Annotated in this window: 22 protein-coding genes; 17 read left to right on the top strand and 5 right to left on the bottom strand. The window is 71.6% G+C overall.

Annotated features, from left to right (window positions below):
• Positions 1-12 precede the first annotated feature (12 nt).
• The 6 genes from PH203_RS31935 (at position 13) to PH203_RS31910 (ending at position 5927) form a co-directional block, all read left to right on the top strand.
• Positions 13-1128, top strand: coding sequence for an acyl-CoA dehydrogenase family protein (locus PH203_RS31935; protein WP_289924353.1), 1116 nt, complete (start codon positions 13-15; stop codon positions 1126-1128).
• 29 nt (positions 1129-1157) lie between these two features.
• Entirely contained in the window at positions 1158-1883 is a 726-nt protein-coding gene (locus PH203_RS31930; RefSeq protein ID WP_289924352.1) for a transglutaminase-like domain-containing protein, read from the top strand.
• 13 nt (positions 1884-1896) lie between these two features.
• Positions 1897-2874: a pseudouridine-5'-phosphate glycosidase gene (locus PH203_RS31925; RefSeq protein ID WP_289924351.1), complete on the top strand. Its 978-nt coding sequence runs from the start codon at positions 1897-1899 to the stop codon at positions 2872-2874.
• Positions 2871-3569, top strand: a complete 699-nt coding sequence (locus PH203_RS31920) for an HAD family hydrolase (protein WP_289924350.1) — start codon at positions 2871-2873, stop codon at positions 3567-3569. Before PH203_RS31925 ends, PH203_RS31920 begins: the two co-directional genes overlap by 4 nt.
• Before the next feature lie 61 nt (positions 3570-3630).
• Entirely contained in the window at positions 3631-5121 is a 1491-nt protein-coding gene (locus PH203_RS31915; RefSeq protein ID WP_289924349.1) for an MFS transporter, read from the top strand.
• Positions 5121-5927 carry a hypothetical protein gene (locus PH203_RS31910; RefSeq protein WP_289924347.1) on the top strand — a complete coding sequence of 269 codons (807 nt, stop codon included), beginning with the start codon at positions 5121-5123 and terminating at the stop codon, positions 5925-5927. Before PH203_RS31915 ends, PH203_RS31910 begins: the two co-directional genes overlap by 1 nt.
• Here the strand turns inward: PH203_RS31910 and PH203_RS31905 are convergent.
• From PH203_RS31905 to PH203_RS31895, 3 genes are all read right to left on the bottom strand, one after another.
• Positions 5924-6268, bottom strand: a complete 345-nt coding sequence (locus PH203_RS31905; protein ID WP_289924346.1) for a DUF5955 family protein — start codon at positions 6266-6268, stop codon at positions 5924-5926. The two genes, PH203_RS31910 and PH203_RS31905, sit on opposite strands and share 4 nt — an antisense overlap.
• A 23-nt stretch (positions 6269-6291) precedes the next feature.
• Complete coding sequence (locus PH203_RS31900) at positions 6292-8202, bottom strand: FHA domain-containing protein (RefSeq protein ID WP_289924344.1); 1911 nt, start codon at positions 8200-8202, stop codon at positions 6292-6294.
• 196 nt (positions 8203-8398) lie between these two features.
• The gene (locus PH203_RS31895) at positions 8399-9004 is read right to left on the bottom strand and encodes a TetR/AcrR family transcriptional regulator (RefSeq protein WP_289924342.1); all 606 of its coding nucleotides are present in this window, start codon (positions 9002-9004) and stop codon (positions 8399-8401) included.
• A gap of 233 nt (positions 9005-9237) precedes the next feature.
• Here PH203_RS31895 and PH203_RS31890 point away from each other — a divergent pair, with 233 nt between their 5' ends.
• The 8 genes from PH203_RS31890 (at position 9238) to PH203_RS31855 (ending at position 17429) form a co-directional block, all read left to right on the top strand.
• Complete coding sequence (locus tag PH203_RS31890; RefSeq protein ID WP_289924340.1) at positions 9238-10125, top strand: alpha/beta hydrolase; 888 nt, start codon at positions 9238-9240, stop codon at positions 10123-10125.
• Positions 10126-10419: 294 nt separating this feature from the next.
• On the top strand, positions 10420-11469 hold the full coding sequence (locus PH203_RS31885; RefSeq protein WP_289924416.1) for an alpha/beta hydrolase: 1050 nt from the start codon (positions 10420-10422) through the stop codon (positions 11467-11469).
• Between the two features lie 43 nt (positions 11470-11512).
• Complete coding sequence (locus PH203_RS31880) at positions 11513-12685, top strand: acyltransferase (protein ID WP_289924415.1); 1173 nt, start codon at positions 11513-11515, stop codon at positions 12683-12685.
• Positions 12678-14057, top strand: coding sequence for a histidine kinase (locus PH203_RS31875; RefSeq protein WP_289924338.1), 1380 nt, complete (start codon positions 12678-12680; stop codon positions 14055-14057). The genes PH203_RS31880 and PH203_RS31875 overlap by 8 nt, the downstream gene beginning before the upstream one ends.
• The gene (locus tag PH203_RS31870; protein WP_289924337.1) at positions 14054-14728 is read left to right on the top strand and encodes a response regulator transcription factor; all 675 of its coding nucleotides are present in this window, start codon (positions 14054-14056) and stop codon (positions 14726-14728) included. Before PH203_RS31875 ends, PH203_RS31870 begins: the two co-directional genes overlap by 4 nt.
• A gap of 159 nt (positions 14729-14887) precedes the next feature.
• Positions 14888-16228 (top strand): histidine kinase, encoded by a 1341-nt coding sequence (locus PH203_RS31865; protein ID WP_289924336.1) that lies wholly within the window; start codon positions 14888-14890, stop codon positions 16226-16228.
• The gene (locus PH203_RS31860; RefSeq protein WP_289924335.1) at positions 16225-16890 is read left to right on the top strand and encodes a response regulator transcription factor; all 666 of its coding nucleotides are present in this window, start codon (positions 16225-16227) and stop codon (positions 16888-16890) included. Before PH203_RS31865 ends, PH203_RS31860 begins: the two co-directional genes overlap by 4 nt.
• A 158-nt stretch (positions 16891-17048) precedes the next feature.
• Complete coding sequence (locus PH203_RS31855) at positions 17049-17429, top strand: hypothetical protein (RefSeq protein ID WP_289924333.1); 381 nt, start codon at positions 17049-17051, stop codon at positions 17427-17429.
• A 144-nt stretch (positions 17430-17573) separates the two neighbouring features.
• On the opposite strand, the gene PH203_RS31850 is transcribed toward PH203_RS31855, so the two are convergent.
• Positions 17574-17987 (bottom strand): ATP-binding protein, encoded by a 414-nt coding sequence (locus PH203_RS31850; protein ID WP_289924331.1) that lies wholly within the window; start codon positions 17985-17987, stop codon positions 17574-17576.
• Between the two features lie 182 nt (positions 17988-18169).
• On the opposite strand from PH203_RS31850, the gene PH203_RS31845 reads away from it, so the two are divergent.
• Genes PH203_RS31845 through PH203_RS31835 form a run of 3 tightly spaced genes read left to right on the top strand, consistent with a single transcriptional unit; the run spans position 18170 to position 19637 of the window.
• A complete protein-coding gene (locus tag PH203_RS31845; RefSeq protein WP_289924330.1) occupies positions 18170-19021 on the top strand; it encodes a helix-turn-helix transcriptional regulator in 852 nt (283 codons plus the stop codon).
• The gene (locus PH203_RS31840; RefSeq protein WP_289924328.1) at positions 19021-19218 is read left to right on the top strand and encodes a DUF397 domain-containing protein; all 198 of its coding nucleotides are present in this window, start codon (positions 19021-19023) and stop codon (positions 19216-19218) included. The genes PH203_RS31845 and PH203_RS31840 overlap by 1 nt, the downstream gene beginning before the upstream one ends.
• Positions 19197-19637, top strand: coding sequence for a VOC family protein (locus tag PH203_RS31835; RefSeq protein ID WP_289924327.1), 441 nt, complete (start codon positions 19197-19199; stop codon positions 19635-19637). The genes PH203_RS31840 and PH203_RS31835 overlap by 22 nt, the downstream gene beginning before the upstream one ends.
• Here the strand turns inward: PH203_RS31835 and PH203_RS31830 are convergent.
• Positions 19634-19864, bottom strand: coding sequence for a hypothetical protein (locus PH203_RS31830; RefSeq protein ID WP_289924326.1), 231 nt, complete (start codon positions 19862-19864; stop codon positions 19634-19636). The genes PH203_RS31835 and PH203_RS31830 overlap by 4 nt on opposite strands.
• Positions 19865-19890: the final 26 nt, after the last annotated feature.

The raw sequence follows: 19890 nt of genomic DNA, 5'->3' as shown, positions 1-19890 counted from the left end.
AGGAGCTGAGCCATGTCCGACATCCTCCAGCTGATGACCCCCTGGGCCGAGAGGCTCAACGCAGATCTCGACACCCTGGACAGCGGGGCCGAGTTCCCCTGGGACAAGTGGTCGGCCGTCCAGGAGTCCGGGATCCTGCGCACCCCCTTCGACCCCCGGTACGGCGGACACGGCCGCTCCCTGACCGAGACCATGCTGGCCCTGGAAGGACTGGGCCGGGTGTCCCGTGACTCCGGCCTGTCCTTCTCGGCCTCCACCCAGATCGTGTCCGTGGGCGTACCGCTCCAGCGGTTCGCCGACGACGACCTGAAGGATCGTTTCCTTCCCAAGATCCTCTCCGGTGATCTGATCACCGCGCACGCCATCACCGAGGAGTCCGGCGGCTCCGACGCGATGAACATCGCCACCACCGCCGTACGCGAGGGCGACCACTACGTCGTCAACGGCGCGAAGATGTTCATCACCAACGCCCCGGTCGCCGACCTCTTCCTCCTCTACGTCCGTACCGGCGCCCCCGGCCCGTTCGGGCTGACCTGCCTCCTGGTCGAGGCCGGCACGCCCGGTCTGAAGGCCGGACCGCCGCTGGACAAGATCGGCCTGCGCACCAGCCCCCTCGGCACCCTCGCCTTCGAGGAGCTGCGGGTGCCGGTGGCGCAGCGGGTCGGCGGGGAGGGGACGGGGTTCCTCGTCCTGGATTACGTCATGAAGCGCGAGGTGCTCTTCGCCTTCTCGATCACGCTCGGCGAGATGACCCGCCGGCTGGCCGAGACGATCCGATTCGCCAAGGAGCGGACCCAGTTCGGGCAGTCGATCGGCAAGTACCAGGCGATCTCCCACAAGGTCGCCGACATGAAGATCCGCACCGAGACCGCCCGGAAGTGGCTGCACGACACCGGGGTGAAGGTGGAGTCCGGCCAGGACGCCGCCGTGGATCTCGCCGCCACCAAGACCGTCGTGTCGGAGGCGAACGTCCAGAACGCGCTCGACGCGGTCCGTATCCACGGCGGCCGCGGAGTCCTCACCGCCCACGGGGTCGAGCGCGCGCTGCGCGACTCCGTCGCCGGAACCATCTACTCCGGGACCAGTGAGATCCAGCGCACCCGGATCGCCAGCCTCCTCGGCCTCTGACCACGGCCTTTCGAACAGGGAACGAGTCCATGACCGACATACCCCGCACGCTCACCGCCCCGACCGAGTTCCTCGACTACGAGTCGGAGGCCGTCCAGACCTTCATCGACGACGTCGTCGAGGACCGCTCGGCCGACCGCCGCGCCAACGCCGTGAAGCTGTACTACGCGGTCCGCGACACCGTCCACTACGAGGTCTACGGCGCCGACCTGTCCCGCGAGGGCCTGAAGGCGTCGACCACCGCGACCACCAGGTCCGGCTTCTGCCTGCACAAATCGGCCCTGTTCGCCGCGGCCGTACGCGCCCTCGGCATCCCCTCCCGGCTGGTGTACGGCGATGTCCGCAACCACCTCGCCTCACCCCGGCTGATCGAGCACATCGGCGGCGACGTCTTCTTCCACGGCCTCACCCAGATCCACCTGGACGGCCGCTGGGTGAAGGCCACCCCCGTCTTCAACAAGCTGCTGTGCCGGCTGTACGGCATGCAGGCCCTGGAGTTCGACGGCACCGCCGACAGCCTGTACCACCCGCACGGCAGCGGCGGCGCGATGGAGTTCCTGAAGGACCACGGGTCCTTCGACGACCTGCCGTACGAGTTCGTGATGGCGTCCATGCGCAGTGCGCATCCGCGGTTCCTGGAGGGAGAGGGGACCGTCTCCGGCGGTTCGCTCTCGTCCGAGGCATCCGCGGCCGACCCGCTGCCCACCCCGATGCCAACCCCCGCGCCCGCCCCGACGCCCGCCCTGAATCGCTGAGGAGCCGCCCCTCATGAACGCCACCGCTTCCGCACTCGCCACCGACCCCACCCTCCTCGACATCGACGAGGAGGTCCGCGAGGCCCTGCACGAGGGCCGTCCGGTCGTCGCCCTGGAGTCCTCCGCCATCCCGCACGGGCTGCCGTACCCGGCCAACCTCGACCTGGCCCTCGACATCGACACGGAGGTCCGCGCGTCCGGCGCCGTCCCCGCCCGGATCGCGATGCTCGACGGGAAGATCCGGGTCGGCATGACCAAGGAGCAGCTCGAACTCTTCGCCTCCGCCCCGGACGTGCCCAAGGTCAGCACCCGGGACATGGCATTCGCTCTGGCCCGCGGCGGCCCGGGCGCCACGACCGTCTCCTCCTCCCTGGTGGCCGCCGAGCTGGCCGGCATCCCGGTGTTCGCGGTCGCGGGCATCGGCGGGGTGCACCGCGACGCCCCGCTCACCTTCGACATCTCCGCCGACCTGGTGCAGTTCACCCGCAGCAAGGTCGCCGTGGTGTGCGCGGGCGCCAAGTCGATGCTGCACCCGGCGTGGACGCTGGAGTGGCTGGAGACCGCGGGCATCCCCGTGATCGGCTACCGCTGCGACGACTTCCCCGCCTACCTGAGCGTCAGCAGCGGGGTGCGCAACCCGCACCGGCTCGACGACCTGCGCGAGATAGCGGCCGTCTCCCTCGCCCACTGGCGGGCGGGCAACGCCACCTCGACCCTGCTCACCCACCCGATCCGCGAGGCGGACGGCATCCCGTCCGCCGAGATCGAGGCCGCCCTCGCGGACGCCACCGCCGAGGCCCAGGCCGCCGGTGTCACGGGCCCCGCCATCACGCCGTACCTGCTGAAGGCGATCTCCCGGGCGACGAAGGGGCGGACCTCGGCCGCGAACCGGTCGGTGCTGCTGTCCACCGCGGCCCTCGCGGGCGAGTTCGCCGTGCAGTTCGCGGCCGAACTCGCCGCGTACAAGAGTGAGTCGGGGGTGCGCGCATGACGGCGTACGACGTACCGGCCGCCGTTCTGTTCGACCTCGACGGCACCCTGCTGGACACCCCGGGCGCCATCGCGGGCGTCCTGCACCGGGTGCTGGAGTCGACCGGCCGCCCGGACGTCCCCGAGGACCGGGTGCGGGGCACGGTGGGCAAGCCGCTCGTGGCCGTGTTCGCCGAGCTCACTGGGTTGCCGGAGGAGCACGCGGAGGTGGGTGAATCGGTGGCGCTGTTCAGGGAGTTGTTCCGGGACGAGGTCGTGCCGAAGGCCGCCGACCTGGTCTTCCCCGGCGTACCGGAACTGCTGGGCCGGTTGCGGGAAGCGGGCCTGCGGACCGCGATCTGCACCAGCAAGATCCGGCCCAGCGCGCTGGAGCTGCTCCAACCGGCCGGTCTGGTCGATGAGTTCGACGCGATCGTCTGTCACGGCATGGCCCCGCGCGGCAAGCCGCACCCCGATCTGGCGCTGCTCGCCGCCCAGTTGCTCGACATCGCGCCGGAGCGCTGCGTGATGGTCGGCGACGCCGTGGACGATATACGGATGGCGGCGGCGGCCGGGATGCCCGCGATCGGCGTCTCGTACGGGGTCGCGTCGGCGCGGCAGCTGACGGAGTCGGGCGCCGCGGCGGTGGCGGAAAGCGTCGCTGAGCTGGAACAGGCGCTGGGCCGGCTGCCGTTGACGACTCCGGCACCTTCTTGATCAATTCGCTTCCTCAGCCCCCCACCCGGGACGAAACGACAACCAGGCGGTCATCCACACCATGTCTCTTCCGAACGCTCCCTCCGCACCGACGGCTTCCCGCAGTCCCGTCGGCGGTCTCATCACCCTCTCCGCGGCCCAGTTCCTCATCGCGCTGGACTTCTCGGTCATCTTCGTCGCACTGCCCGACGTCGGCTCCGATCTGAGCCTGTCCGGCAGTGCGATGCAGTGGGTCGTCAGCGCCTACTCCGTGTTCTTCGCGGGCTTCCTGATCGTCGGCGGCCGGGTCGGTGACCGGGTCGGCGCACGCAAGCTGTTCATGGCCGCGCTGGTGATCTTCGGTGTCGCCTCGCTGCTGGGCGGCCTCGCGGCGAACGCGGCGCTGCTGCTGATCGCCCGCGGTGCGCAGGGAGTCGCCGCGGCCTGTCTCCAGCCGTCGATCCTGGCGCTGGTCAACACCACGTTCCCGGCGGGCCGGGAACGCACCCGGGCGCTGGCGGTCTGGGGCACGGTCGGGGCCAGCGGCCTCGCCGCGGGCGTGGTCATCGGCGGACTGCTGACCACCCTGTCCTGGCGCTGGACGTTCTTCGTGAACCTGCCCTTCGCCGTGCTGTGCTCGCTGGCCGCCCCCCGGTTCCTGCCCGGGAAGACGGCACAGGACGGCCGCAGCACCGCCCTGAACGTCCTCAACGCCGTCCTGTGCACCGCCCTCGTCCTCGTCTCCGTCCTCGGACTCACCCTGGCCGCAGACATCGGCTGGACCGAGCCGCTGACGCTGGGCAGCTTCCTCGCCGGGGTCGTGCTCCTGGTGCTGTTCGCGCTCCGGGAGCGGGGCAGCGCGCGGCCGCTGGTCGATCCGGCGCTGCGGCGCACCCGCAGCCTCGTCATGGGCTGCGGCGCCTCCGCCCTGTACATGGCGAGCGTGGCGGGCGTCGAGTTCTACCTCGTGACGCTGCTCCTCCAGGACGGCCGCGGGTTCGAGCCGCTCGCCGCCGGCATGGCGTTCCTGCCGCTCGCCGCGTGCATCACCTTCGGCAACATGATCGCCGGCAAGCTGGTCCCGGTCCTCGGCGTACGCCGGTGCCTGACGCTGGCGTTCGTGGTCGGCGCGGCGGGGCTCGTACTGCTCGGGCTCTCCACCGGGCAGCACGGCTACCTCGTCGGGATGCTGCCGGGCCTGATCGTCAGCGGCCTGGGCCACGGCATGATCTACACCTCGATGTTCGTCGGCGGCACCCGGGACGTGGACGACCGCAACCAGGGTGTGGCCGGCGCGCTGATGACCACCACGCAGTACGCGGGCGGCGCGTTCGGAGTGGCCGCCCTCGTCCTCGTCCTGGGCACGGACCCCGGGGACGGCGCGTTCCGTACGGGGTTCCTGCTGGCCGGGGGGATCGCGGTGGCGGGTGCGGTGCTGGGGTGGGTCGGGTTCGGGGCGGAGGGCTCCGCCGTGTCCGAGGCGGGCCGGGAGGCCGAGGCGGCGGACGGCGGGCCGACGGATGACGTATCGGCCGACGGTGTGGCGGCTCCGGCCGCGGCGGGTGAGCGCTGATGGCCACGGCTTCCGGTGCCCGCCTGGGCATCCTCGTCATCCACAACGACCCCGTCCCCGAGACCGAGATCTGGCGCATGGCCCCCGACGGGGTCTCCGTCCACACCGCCCGCTTCGAGTGCCCCCGGCCCGTCGACACCGAGTACGTCGGCAGCCCCGCCGGCGCGCTCGCGAACGCGCCGGACGTCGTCCGCGGCCTGGACCAGCTGGGCCGGCTCGGCGCGCACAGCGTCGCGCTGTGCTTCGGGTCGAGCAGCTTCTTCGGAGGGCCCGCCTTCGACACCGAGTTCATCGCGGCGGCGGAGGCGCACGCCCACGGCGTACCCGTGTACACGGCGGCGACGGCGATCACGGCGGCCCTGCGCGCCACCGGTGTACGGCGGCCGCTGCTGGTCATGCCCCCGTGGTTCACCGAGCCGACGTTCCGGGCGACGGAGGAGTACCTGGCCGAGGTCGGTGTGGCGGAAACCCGGCTGGTCCAGTTCGAGCTGGGCCCCGAGTGGGACGGCATCGCCCGCTACAACGCCTTCGACGAGGGCGCCCACTGGACGATCGACCCCGCCGAGGTGCACCAGCAGGTCGTCAAGGCGTTCCACGACCCGGACCGGCCGCGGCCGGACGCGGTACTGGTCCCCGGGAGCGGCTTTCCGTCCCGGGGGGCCGTGGTCCCGCTGGAGCAGGAGCTGGGGGTGCCGGTGATCACCTCGAACCAGGCGGTGCTCTGGTACGGCCTGCGGCGCGCGGGAACGGCGGCGGAGACCGGGGACGGGGCTCACGGAAGCCTGTTCACCCGGACCCTGAGCTAGGGAATCAGCGCGGCCACCCCGTTGACGGCGGAGAGCACAGCGGCGACCCCGCCCGCTCCCGCCGTCAGCGAGTCCAGGAGGCTGCGCACGATGGTCCGGTTCGGCCGGCCTTGCTGGAGCTGGGCGTTCAACGCCTCGGTGAGCTCGCGCAGTTGGCCGGCGTTGGGGAGGGTGACGGCGTACTGGGCGATCTGCCGCTCCAACTCCTCCATACGGCTCTGGAGCTCGAGCGCGCGCGGGTCCTGGGGCGGGCCGGCGGCGTAGTAGTCACCCGCCTCCGCCTTCTCGACACGGCTGAAGACATGGCCCGTGACATTGCTGATGTGGTCTCCGTGCTGCATGTGCGCTCTCCTTCGGGGCGGTGTCAGTTCTGTGCGCCGGCGCGGCCCTGAGGCGGTGCGCTCCCGCCCGAGTAGTTGCCCGCCCGGGCGCTGTTGACGTGGCCGAAGACATGGCCCTGGACGTTCTGCGCCTGGACGCGGTTGTCGTTGAAGTTCTGGACCAGGTTCTGCTGGAAGCGGTCGAACTGCTCGGAGGCGATGCCCTTGGACCGCAGGAAGTCCCCGACGGTGTTCAGCAGATGCTGCTGGGTGGTGAACAGGGCCCGGGTCAGGTCCCGCCCGATGTAGTAGCGCCCCTCGTCGTCGCCGCTCGCGTACTCGCGGATGCTCAGCGAGGCGCCGTAGTCGAACCGGTAGCCGCCCCGGATCGTGCTGCGCTGCCGCCGCCGTTCGGCCGCCGTCCGGCACGCCTCCGCGGCCCGCCGCAGCAGCGCCCGCGGCGCCGCGGCGAGCGCCCGCGGCACCCTCGGCAGGGCATGCCCGAGCGCGACGGCCGCGGCACCGGCGGCGGTGCGGTGCGGAAGGTTGTCGACGGTGTAGTACCAGGCCCGCATCGGCAGCAGCGCATGCGCCGACCACTCCAGATACAGCGTCCCGTGGACCACGACCGCCCGCAGATACATGGTGAGCACCGACTGCCCGCTCCACGCGGGCACTTCGATGCTCACGTACGACCGCTTCGTCGCCCCGAGCCCGTCCGGCATGGTCCGCATCACCGGCACCGGGACGCGGCTGAGCGGCGGCCGCTCACGGTCGGGCAGCAGGTTGGGATCGCGGGCCACGTTCAGCCCGTCGACGAACAGCCGCTCCTCCACCCGCAGGTTGTCGAGCCCGATCAGCCGGGCGGCGGCGATGAGCACGTCGTACAACTCGCCCGTGTCCAGGGGCAGTGGGGTACGTCGGCTGCCGTCCGGCTTGGTCGAGCCGTGGCGGATGTCGATGGGCATCTCCCAGGTGTCGATCTGGTCCCCGCTGCCGGCGAACGGCCAGTACCCGGAGCACACGATGAGGTTCCCCGAGGGCCGCTCGGCGACCGTGTCGAGCCGGGTCCGGACCCGTCGGGTCATCGGATGCGGCGCCTGCGCGGGCTCGTAGCGGGCGGGCGCCAGTCTCCGGCGCAGCACCAGATACGCGGTCACCCACAGGTCGACGGCGAGCGTGAGCCACGCGAGGACGAACATGGCGGCGCCGCCGACGGCGTACGGCTGCCACCAAGTCCCGCCCAGGTCCCCGGACTTGATGATGTCGAACTGATTGCGGACGCCGGTCCCGAGCAGGGTGAGCAGCGCGACGAGTGCCGCGGTCAGCACCAGATCACGGACGAGCCGGCGCCGTCGTGCCCCGATCGCCCAGCGGGTGACGATGCCGAGGTCGGCGCCGAAGACGGGGGCGAGGGCCCGATAGGGCTCGTCCACGACCTGACGCACCACCACATCGGCGAACCACGGGTCGAGTTGGGTGGCGGCGGCGAGATAGCGGGTCGAGGAGGAGCGGGCGTCGTCGGTGATCGGCGGCGGGTCCGCGTTGCGCATCGGACCGGTCGGCAGATCGGGGTCGGCGGCGGGCCCGGCGGGGCGCTGGGTGGTGCGTCGGGGGTCGCGCAGATCGGCGACCCCGTACCCGTTGCGATGGAACTCCACCTTGACGGACCCGAATTGCAGCACGTCCCCGTCGCCCAGCCGCACCGGCCGCTCGGGCGCGAGCCGCACGCCGTTGTAGAGCACGCCGTTGCTGGAGTGGAGATCGCTCACCCAGACCCCGTCGCTGCCGCGCCGCAGCTCGGCATGGCGCTTGCTGACATCAGGAGAGGCCAGCCGGATGTCCCCGAACCGCCCCACCACATGCACATCGCGCGTCAACTCGAATCGGGCGCCCGCGAACTGCCCCGGTCCTCTCACCACGAGATAGGGCACCCGCGCCCCGTACCCGGCCATGCCACACATCCCCCGTCCCGCAGCCCCGCTCCGGCGCGCCGTGCAACGCGGTGCGACCTTGTGCACCGTGGTGGCCATGTGTCACGTACGTCCGGGAGCATCTGCGATGCGGGCCATGTTCCTCGTGCGCCGATACGCCCCGCAATCCACAAAATTGGGGGTTGCGGTGGGGGCAGGGGATGACTGCTACGGACGGCTACGGGATGACGTACGCGCCTGCCGCCGCCGCCGCGAACGCGGCTCCCGCCGCACGCTCGGCGGCTGCGGGGTCCGGAGCCGCCCCGGTGGTCAGCAGCGTGTAGTAGAGGGGTGCCGACACCGCCCGTACGACCTCGGGTGGGTCCGTCCCGAACGGCAACTCCCCCCGCTCGACCCCCTGTTGCACGCACGGCGCCCACTCCGCCACCCGCACCTCGTAGAACCCCCGCAACGCCTCCGCCGTACGCCCGTCCCAGGTCGCCGCCGCGATCACCGCCCGGAACAGCGCCCCTTGACGAGGATCGGCGAGAGTGCGCTGCACCAGAAGGGCGTTGGCGAGCAGATCCCCCCGTACCGACCCGGTCTCCTCCCGTGGCGACGACTGCTCGGCCATGTCGGCGAGCAGATCGGCGACGAGCCCCGTCACGGATCCCCACCGCCGGTACACGGTTGTCTTGCCGACCTCCGCCCGCCGGGCGATATCGGCGAGATCGAGCGCTGCGAATCCGTCCTCCGCGAGCACGTCCCCGGCCGCCCGCAGCACGGCCGCCCGCACACGCGCGGTACGCCCTCCAGGACGCACGGTGCCGGGTTCGGCGGACATAACGGCCTCCATGGGACTGCTGTACGGGCCGTCGTACGACCACTGCAGGGGACTGGGCCAGCGTAACGAAACAGCAGAACCGTTTACCCCTCACCGAGCGTGACATCCCCGTGTCGGCGCACGTCACCGGCCTGATACCGTCCCGGCAAACGGCCGATACTCTCTCCAGTTCCGCCGCAGCCCTTCCAAAATCCGTCCCGCCCAAATCTGTTACGTCGCTGAGAGGTTGGAGCATGCCGGACGACTCCGCAGCAGCCCGGGCCGCCGCCGAGGAGGAGTCCGCCTTCTCGCACCCGCCCGTCGACCCCGACGTCACCGCCGCGTACGGCGATCACCCGGATCAGGTGATCGACTTCTACGCGCCGAGGAGCGACGTCAGCCTCGCGCCGCTGGTGGTCGTGGTGCACGGCGGCGCGTGGCGGGCGCCGTACGACCGGCGGCACATCACCCCGTTCGCGGACTTCCTGGCGCGGCGCGGGTTCGCGGTGGCCAACGTGGAGTACCGCAGGGGTGCCGTACTGCCGGGCCGGACCCCGGAGACGGCGGCCGGGGGCCCGGTGGCGGGGCGCTGGCCGGACACCTTCGACGACATGGCCGCCGCACTGGACGCCCTCCCCGGCCTCGTACGTGACGCGGTCCCCCAGGCCGACCCCCGCCGCACGGTGATCACCGGCCACTCGGCAGGCGGCCACCTCGCCCTCTGGGCAGCCGCCCGCCACGTACTCCCTGCGGACGCCCCCTGGCGCACCTCCGGCCCCGCCCCCCTGCGCGGTGTGGTGGCCCTGGCCCCGATCGCCGACTTCGCGATGGCGGGAAAGCTGGACGTGTGCGGGGGAGCGGCACTCCAACTCCTCGGCGGGGAGCCCCACTTCGCCGACCGCCGCCCCTACGCGGACCCCGCCCTCCTGCTCCCCACGGGCATCGCGACGACCCTCGTCCAGGGCCGCAGCGACGTGGACGTCCCGGAGGCGGTCGCCGAGTCCTACGCGGACGCGGCGGCGAAGGCGGGAGAGGTGGTGGGCCTGACGCTCCTGGAGGACGTCGGCCACTTCCCCCTGATCGATCCGGCGGCGGACGCGTGTGCGGTGGTGGCGGAGGAGATCGCGCAGCTGGCGTGGTGACGGCGCGGGCGGTGGGCGTGAGCCCCCTCCCATACCCGTAATACCTGAGAGCTACGTCGACAGTGAGCTCCCCGGTGTGACGCGGACGACGACCCCGTCTCCGTAACTTCCCAACCAGACAAGCCCGATGGACGGGCGGACTGGGAGGGGGACACGGTGGGGGTCAAGGTCGGTGGGGGTCTGCGCGGCTTGCGGGCGCGCATGCCGCGTCTTCTGCGGGCACGCATGCCGCGTCTTCTGCAGGCCGGCATGCCGCGCCGACCGCGGGCAGGCGTGCCGTTGGGGGCGGCACGGGTGGGCGCTGGGGGTCCACCCTCCCGGGGAGGCACCTCGCCGGCGCCGGCGAGCACCCCTGCCCCCGCCCAGCCCCCACCCCGCCGCACCCACAAATGGCGCCGAGCCACCCTCGCGGCCCTCATCACCGGCGCCGTGGTACTCCCTCTCTCCGCCGCGGCCCGCCCCGAGATCCCGGCCCCACCCCCCGCGACCCTCGCCCCTCTCACAGCCACCACCCTCGACGAGGCCTACGCGGCCAACCGCGCCAACGCCGCCCAGGCGTCCCGCATGGCCGCAGCCCACGGCGACACCGAACGCGCCGCCGCGGACCGGGCCATGGCCGCCCCCACCCGCACCCTCCTCCACTTCGACGGCCGAGGCTCCGGCCGGGCCACAGAAGTCCTCGGCGACCTCACGAACGCCGGGCACATCGCCGTCCTGGTCCCCGGCTCCGACACGTCCCTCGACACCTACGCCCGCTTCCACAAGGCCGCGGCTGCCCTCCACACCCAGCTGACCCGCACCGACCCCCGTACGGCCGTCATCGCCTGGCTCGGCTACGAAACCCCCGCCACGATCAGCCCCACCGTCACCACCACCGGCAGAGCCGACGAAGCCGCCCCCCAGCTGCGGAAGTTCATGAGCGAACTCCGCGCCGTAGTCGGCGGGCACCCCACCGTCTCCCTCCTCTGCCACAGCTACGGCTCGGTGGTCTGCGCCCGCGCCGCCGGCACGGACGACGACGCCACCGGCCTCGACGCCACCGACCTGGTCCTCCTGGGCAGCCCCGGCACCGGCGCGGACACCGCAGCCGCCCTCCACACCCGAGCCCGCATATGGGCAGCCCGCGGCGCGGACGACTGGGTCGCCGAAGTCCCGCACATCAGAACCGGCTTCTTCGGCATCACCGTCGGCTTCGGCACCGACCCCATGTCCCCGGCCTACGGCGCCCACACATTCGCCGCAGGTGGCGGCGGCCACAGCGACTACTTCGCCCCGGGCTCGGTCTCCCTGACCAACCTGGCCCGGATCGTCCTGGGAGACACCTCGGAGGTGACCCGTGCGTGACGTCATACGTCGACGAGCCGCACACAGACGAGCCGCCGCACGGATACGCCACGGCGCCACCCGCATCGACGAGGCCACGCCCGCCGACCGGGACCGCGCCGTCGACGCCCTGCGCGCCCTCGCGATCCTCGGCGTGGTCCTGGGCCACTGGCTGGTCACCGCCCTGGTCTCGGACGGCCGCGGCCTCCACACGGCAAGCCCCCTCCAGCACCTGCCGTGGCTGGCCCCGATCTCCTGGGCCTTCCAGACCTTGGCGGTGTTCTTCCTGGTCGGCGGCCATGTGGCGACGAAGAGCCACGCCTCCGCCCGGGCCCGCGGGACGACGTATCCCGCGTGGCTGGCCACCCGTCTGTCCCGCCTGTTCAAACCGGTGGCCGCCGTCCTCACCCTGTGGACGGTGATCGCCGCCGCCCTGCTGCTGACAGGCGCGGAGCTCATCACGGTCCGCACGCTGGTGAAACTGGCGCTGTCCCCCCTCTGGTTCCTGGTGGTCTTCGCCGCACTGACCGCGGCGACCCCCCTTCTGACCCGCCTCAACCCCCTGTGGCCGCTGGCCGTGGTCCTCCACGTCGACCTCCTCCGCTTCGGCCTGGGCGGCCCGTCCTGGCTCGGCTGGATCAACGTGGCCGCGGGCTGGCTGGTCCCCTACGCCCTCGGCGCGGCGTGGACCCGCGGCGAACTGGACCGCCGCCGCGCAGGCTGGATCCTGCTGACCGGCGGCACCGCAGCCACGGCCGCACTGGTCGCCTGGGCCGGTTACCCGGCATCGATGGTCGGCGTCCCCGGCGCGGCGGTCTCCAACCTGAACCCCCCGACCCTGGCCGCGGTGACCTTCGGCCTCGCCCAATGCGGTCTGGCCCTCCTCCTGCGCGAAAGGCTGCGCCGCACCATGCGCCGCCCCCTGGCCTGGGCGGCGGTCGCCCTGGTGAACCTCTCCGCGATGACGATCTTCCTCTGGCATCAGACGGCGTTGATGGCCACCACGGCCACGGGCCTCCTCGCCGGCCGCCTCCCTGGCCTGCACACCGTTCCGGACGGCCTCGACTGGGTCGCCGCCCGTCTGGTCTGGCTCCCGGTGTTCGCGCTCGCCCTCACTGTCTGCTGGACCGCATTTCGCACCTACGAGCAGGGCGGTCGCGGGGGCCGGAGTTCGCGGATCGTCCGAGGCCACAGCCCGGCCGAAAGGACGAGGACGGTGGAGGTGACCCATGTCTAGGGTGGGGCGTGTGACGGAAACGGGGATCCAGCACGTGGTCAAGGGCCGGGTGCTGCGCTGGCTGCGCGTGCTGCGCGAGGACCTGTGGACACTGCGCGCGGATCCGCTGCCGCCGACGGTGTGGCTGCGCTGGCTTCCGCACGGGGTGCTGTGTCTGGCCTCGTTCGGCATCCTCGTCACCGACCTGGACTACTTGCAGGACCGTGTCGGACTGGCTTTCGGCTGGGCCTTCCTGGTCACGCTCGCCGAGGCCGGTGCGGTGGTCCTCGCCCTGTGGCGGCCGATTCCGGCGTGGTGGCTGTCGACGGCGGCCATGGTGGCGGGCGCCGTCCTCGTCCACGGTCTGCTCGACGGCCCGGCGGGCGGCGCCACCTGGCCCTGGACTCCGGCCGGGATCATCGCGCACATGCTCGTGTTCCTGCTGCTGGCCCTGCGGGTGCGTCTCCGCGTCGCCGTGGAGGCGCTGGCCCTGAGCACGTCGGCCACCTACGTCCTGGCAGGCCTGTGGGGCGGTCCGGACCACCAGAGCACCGGGGTGGTCGCGGTCGCCGTCTGCGCGGTCGCCGTGGTCGTCGGCAGCGCTCAGCGCGGCCGGCGCGAGGCCCGCCAGGAACTCGTCGAGCAGACCACCCTCACCGCCGAGGAGCGCGCCCGCCGCACCCTGCTGGAGGAGCGCAGCCGTATCGCCCGCGAACTGCACGACGTCGTCGCCCACCACATGTCGGTGATCTCCATCCAGGCCCAGGTGGCCCCGCACCTGGTCGAGAACCCGCCCCAGGAGTTGAAGGAGAACCTGGAGGGCATCCGGGAGAACGCGCTGGAGGCGCTGACCGAACTCCGCCGTGTCCTGGGCGTCCTGCGCTCCGAACATCCCGACGCCCCCGACCTCACCGACAGTCCGGGCATCGGCACGGGAACCGCCCCGCACACCCCCCAGCCCACCCTCGACCGCCTCGACGCGCTGGTGGAGAACACCCGGGCGGCCGGTCTCACCGTCCAGGTCCAGGAGCACGGCGCCCGTCGCACCCGCCCGCCCGGCGTGGAGCTGTCGGCGTACCGGATCGTGCAGGAGGCCCTGAGCAACGTCCTGCGCCACGCACCCGGCGCGAGCGCGTCCGTCACCCTCGTCCACCACCGGCACGGTCTGGACGTACGCGTCGTCAACTCCCGGCCCACCCGCGGCGCCCCGCCCACCCAGGGCGCGGGGCACGGACTGCTCGGCATGCGGGAGCGGGCCGCGATGCTCGGTGGCACCCTGCGCGCGGGCCCGGCGCCCGACGGCGGCTTCGAGGTGGCCGCGTATCTTCCGACGTCGCCCCCGACCGCCACCGGCCCCGACCCGGCCACCGACACCAAGGACGGCTCCGCATGACGAGCAGCCCCATCCGCGTACTGATCGCCGACGACCAGCAGATGGTCCGGCAGGGCTTCACCGTGCTGCTCAACACCCAGCCGGACATCGATGTGATCGGGCAGGCGGTCGACGGCCTGGACGCGGTGGCGAAGGTCGCCGAACTCGCCCCGGACGTCGTGCTGATGGACATCCGCATGCCGGAGCTCGGCGGCATCGAGGCCACCCGCCGTATCACGGGGACCACCCCCGAGATCAGGGTTCTGGTCCTGACCACCTTCGACCTCGACGAGTACGTGTACGAGGCGCTGCGCGCAGGCGCCTCCGGCTTCCTTCTGAAGGACGCCTCCGCGGACCAGCTGGCCGAGGCGGTACGGGTGGTGGCGGCCGGTGACGCGCTGCTCGCCCCCGGCATCACCCGACGCCTGATCACCGAGTTCTCCCGCCTCGACAACCGCCCCCGCAGCCCGCTCAAGGAACGCGTGGGTGACCTGACCGAGCGCGAGACGGAGGTCCTCGCGCTGATCGCGGCGGGCCTGTCGAACGCGGAGATCGCCGAGCGGCTCGTGGTGGCGGAGCAGACGGTGAAGACCCATGTGGGACGGATCCTGGTGAAGCTGGGGCTGCGGGACCGCACGCAGGCGGCGGTGTTCGCGTACGAGTCGGGGTTGGTGCGGCCGTCGGGGTACTGAGTCCGGCGGAGGGGCATCCGGTCACCGGGCCCGGGCAGGGCCCGGAGCAGGTCGCGTACCGGCCGGCCCGGGCAGGACCTGTAGTACCTGAGACGGATGCCGAAGGACCCCTCTCACTGGTGACGACCGCGACGGAGGCCTCCGCCTACGGTTCTGTATGTGACCGAGACGACCCACATGCAGACACCGCCACCGGGGGGCGGGGCCAAGCCGCGCAGCCCGGAGTACCGGCTCGCCGCGAACGCCCTGCACGGGCTGCGGCAGGACCTCTTCCACGACGCCTTCGCCTACCGGCCGCTGCCCCGTATGCGGGTCGACGGCCCGCTGACCCGGCGGCTGCCCGGCCGCCTGGGGGAGTACGTGGCCTGGACCCCGCACGCGGCGATCACCACGATCGCCGTGCTCGCGCTGTTCATGGGCACGGTCGACAGCGACGGCGCGGAAGCGCTGATCGGTCCGCTCGCCCTCGTACCGATCCTGTTGACGATGCTCCGGCCGATGGGGGCGTTCTGGCTGTCGCTGGCCGCCACTCCGGTCGGCCAGCTCCTCGGCAAGGGCTATGAGGGCTACCCCTGGCAGCCCGCAGCCTTCGCCTGTCACCTGACCGTGCTGACGGTCGTGGCCATACGCACCAGGCCGCGCACGGCCGGATACATGTGGGCCATCACCGCGGCCTACGGTTTCGTGGCGAACGTGGTCTTCGGTCAGAACTACTACTACAGCGACGACACCGCCCCCATGCTGGTGATCTCCGCGCTGATCCTCCTCGCCGTGGCCGTCTGGCACACCCGCCGCGAGGCCCAGCAGGAGGTGACCGCCCAGCAGACGGTGACCGCGCACGAGCGCTCCAGGCGCACCCTGCTGGAGGAGCGCACCACCATCGCCCGCGAGCTGCACGACGTGGTCGCCCACCACATGTCGGTCGTCGCCATCCAGGCGGAGGCGGCCCCCTACCGGGTGGAGAACCCGCCGCCGGAGCTGGAGCAGGCCTTCGCCACGATCCGCGAGAACGCGGTCGCGGCCCTCACCGAACTCCGCCGGGTCCTGGGCGTGGTCCGCGCCGAGGACTACGAGGCCCCCGACGCCCCTCAGCCCACCCTCGCCGACCTGGACGCGCTGCTCGCCAACGTGCGCGACACCGGCCTGGCCGTGGAGAAGACGGTGACGGGAGCGGTGCGCGAGCTCCCGCAGGGCGTGGAGCTGTCGGCCTACCGAATAGTCCAGGAGGCCCTGAGCAACACCCTCCGCCACGCCCCGGGCGCGACCGCCCGCGTGGAGGTCGCCTACGTCCTCGGCGGCCTGGGGCTGCGCATAGTCAACGCCCCGCCGCCCGCCCCGGCATTGCTGAAGCCGTCCCCCGGCGCCGGCCATGGCATCACGGGCATGCGGGAGCGGGTGACGATGCTGAACGGCGAGATGACGGCGGGAGAGACGGACGACGGTGGCTACGAGGTGACGGTGTTCCTGCCGGTCACCACAACCGCAGAGGACGGCTCATGACCATCCGCGTACTGATCGCCGACGACCAGATGATGGTGCGTGAGGGCTTCTCGGTCCTGCTCAACGCGATGCCCGACATCGAGGTCGTCGGCGAGGCGGTCAACGGCCGGGAGGCGGTGGACCGGGTCCGAGAACTGACCCCGGACGTCGTGTTGATGGACATCCGCATGCCGGAGCTGAACGGCATCGAGGCGACGCGGGAGATCGTGGCGGCGACCAGTGATTCGAAGGTCCTGGTCCTGACCACCTTCGACCTCGACGAATACGTCTACCAGGCCCTGCGCGCCGGCGCCTCGGGCTTCCTCCTGAAGGACGCCTCGGCCCGCCAACTCGCCGACGGTGTGCGGGTGGTGGCATCCGGCGAGGCCCTGCTGGCCCCTTCGGTGACCAAGCGGCTCATCACGGAGTTCTCGAAACTCTCCGAGGCCCCCCGCCTGATGCCGGGCGCACAGGCGGCCTACGGCGAGCTGACCGAGCGGGAGACGGAGGTACTGGTCCTCATCGCCCAGGGCCTGTCCAACGCGGAGATCGCCGAGCGGCTGGTGGTGGCGGAGTCGACGATCAAGACCCACGTCAGCCGGATCCTGGTGAAGCTGGGCCTGAGGGACCGTACGCAGGCGGCGGTGTTCGCGTACGAGGCGCGGTTGGTGACGCCGGGGTAGGGGTGGGCACCCTGGAGCAGCGGTGGACACCCTGTAACTGTTGAGGTTCCCGGATGCGTGCGGTCACCGGACGATGAGTGCACCGGCGGCGAGTTGCCACTGACCAGGCGACGAGCGGCCGGGAGACCGGACTGCACGGCATAAACGGGAGGAACCCCATGTCCAAGATCCGTACCCTCATGGCCGCTTGTGCGGCGACGGCTGCTCTCGCGGGCGGCCTGGCTCTGTCCACCGGTTCGGCGGGCGCACAGACAGCGGGCGCGCTCGCCGCGTGCGGCACCGAGAAGCATGTGGAAACCAGCGGGGCCGAGGCTGACTGGACGATCAGCTGCTCGCGCGGCAAGGTCAATGTGTTCGGCAACGTCACCGACACGGCAGCCGACGGCGAGTGCGCCCGCGTCTACGCGCTCTACAACGACGGCAGCAAGAAGTACAGCGAGAAGGCCTGCCCCAAGGGGGAGACCCAGGAATTCGACTTCCCCGCGAAGGCGTACAGCGACCCGGACTCCGCTGTGAAGGTCTATCTCCAGGAGCTCTGAGCCCTGGTCCCGTCCGGGGCCTGGCTTCGCTCGGGTACTGACGCGGCCCTCCGGTCCGGCCTACCGGCCGGACCGGAGGGCCGTTCCCGCCTTTGGTGTGGCTCGGGGCCAGGAGCCGTCACCGGCGAAACGGACGGGTGATCTTCATGCGGCGCCCAGTTCGCACCAGACGTACTTGCCGCGCCTGCCGAATCTCGACAGGGGCTGCCATCCCCAGAGGTCGGCGCAGGCATTGACGAGAGCAAGCCCCCGGCCGCCCTCCCTGTCGGGCAGGTCCAACGACTTACCCGGCGGGTCGGGCGGCTCGGGGTCCGCGTCCCAGGCGCCGAGGCGGAGGGTGCCGTCGGAGTAGCGGACGCGGAGGGTGGCGGGGCCGGTGGTGTGGAGTACGGCGTTGGAGATCAGCTCGGCGGCGAGGAGTTCGGCGGTGTCGACGAGGGTGATCAGACCGTGAAGGGTGAGGATCAGACGGAGGGTGCGGCGACAGACAGTGACGGCGCGGGGGTCGTTGGGGATGGAGAGGGAGTACTCCCAGGAGTCGGGGGCCTTTTCGGGCATGCGGGAACTCCGTTCGGGGGGTGGGGGGTTGTGCGGTGGCGGTGCCGCAGAGCGGTGCACTTCCGCAGGGTGGTCGCTGCGTCACCGACGGTAGGGCAATAAATATTGCCGCCGCAACCCGCTCGCGTAATCTGGCACCCGAACGAGGCCTGTCGGCCAGGGCATTGGGAGCAGGAGAGCGGATGCCGCTGAGGAGTTACGCCACCGCACGCCAAGTGCGTCTGGGCACCGAGTTGCGGCGTCTGCGTGAGGCGGCCGGGCTGAAAGGCCGTGAGGCTGCGGCCCTGTTGAATTCGACCTCGGCGCAGGTGAGCCAGGTGGAGCAGGGCCTCGCCGGTGTCAGCGAGGAGCGAGTTCGCCGCCTCGCCGCCCACTACTCCTGTACGGACGAGGCGTTGATCGAGGCCCTCGTGGGGATGGCGACCGACCGCACACGAGGCTGGTGGGAGGAGTACCGAGGAGTGCTCCCGCCGGTGTTCATGGACTCGGCCGAGATCGAGCACCATGCCACGCACCTGCGAGAGATCGCGATCACCCGCATCCCCGGCCTTCTCCAGACCCCGGACTACGCACGCGCGGTCTTCGCCTACATGAACCCCGAGCTGCCCGAGAGCGAGGTGGCCCCCAGGGTGGAGCACCGTATGCGGCGTCGCGCGGTCATCGAGGGCGACGCCCCGACGCCCTACGAGGCGATCATCCACGAGGTCGCGCTGCGGCTCCGAGTCTCCGACCGCGACGCCGCGCGCGTTCAACTCCGCCAGATCCTGGACCTGATCGAGGACGGACACATCTCGGTACGAGTGATCCCCACCGACCAGGACGGCTTCGCCGGAGCCGGGGCCTCGATGGTGTACGTGGGCGGACCGCTGCCCAGACTGGACACCGGGGTACGGGACTCACCCGCGGGGGCCGCGTTCATCGACGCCGAACCCCGGCTGGAACGGCTACGGGCGCTCATTCGTAGGGTGGAAAGCGCGTCGCTGGAACCCACGGCATCGCGCGATTTCATCCACCGTTTGGCTAAGGAACTCTGATGAACTGGCGTAAGTCCAGCTACTCCGACGGCGGCGACGGCGACATGTGCGTCGAGATCGCTGCCCTCCCCGCCCACATAGCCATCCGCGACTCAAAAGCCCCCACCCGCGCCACCCTCTCCTTCCCCACCCCCGCCTTCACCGCCCTCATCACCCACCTGAAGGGCCGCCCCTCATGGAACAGCGAGTCACCCTGATCACCCTCGGCGTCTCCGACCTCGCCCGGTCCAAGGCCTTCTACGAAGCCCTCGGCTGGCGCGGCCAGGAAGTCCAGGAGACCGTCTTCTTCCAGGCGGGCGGTCTCGGGCTGGTCCTCTGGGGCCGGGAGAAGCTCGCCGCGGACTGTGGGCTGGAGCCCGGCAAGACCGCCGGCGGCTTCGGCGGGATCGCCCTCGCGCACAACGTGCGGTCCGAGACCGAGGTCGACGAACTGCTCGCAACCGTCCGCGCCGCCGGCGGCACCGTCACCAAGCCCGCCGCCGTCAACGAGATCGGCTTCTACTCCTCCGCCTTCACCGACCCCGACGGCCACGCCTGGGAGGTCGCCCACAACCCCGGCTTCCCGCTCGCCGAGGACGGCACGGTCACGCTCCCGGACTTCGGCCAGGCCCCTTAGACCAGCCCTCGCTCCTTGGCCTTCGCCACCAGGTCGGTGCGGTCGCGGGCCCCGAGAAGTGTCATCAGCCTCTCGACCTGCCGAGTGGCGACGCCCGCCGAGGTGTCCGCCTCACCCTCGACCTCGCGGAGGGAGTACCCCTGCGCCAACAGGCGGAGAATCTTGACGTCCAGAGGGGACAGCGGAGGGTGCGCCGAGTCCTCCACGGCTCCAGATCGCTCAGTCATGAAGTCGCTTCCTCCTGGACGTTGTT

Origin of the sequence: Streptomyces sp. S.PB5, assembly GCF_030403745.1 — a bacterium.
Classification (GTDB): domain Bacteria; phylum Actinomycetota; class Actinomycetes; order Streptomycetales; family Streptomycetaceae; genus Streptomyces.
The sequence above is the reverse complement of the archived record's forward strand: the minus strand, read 5'-3'. Positions and strand labels throughout refer to the sequence as shown.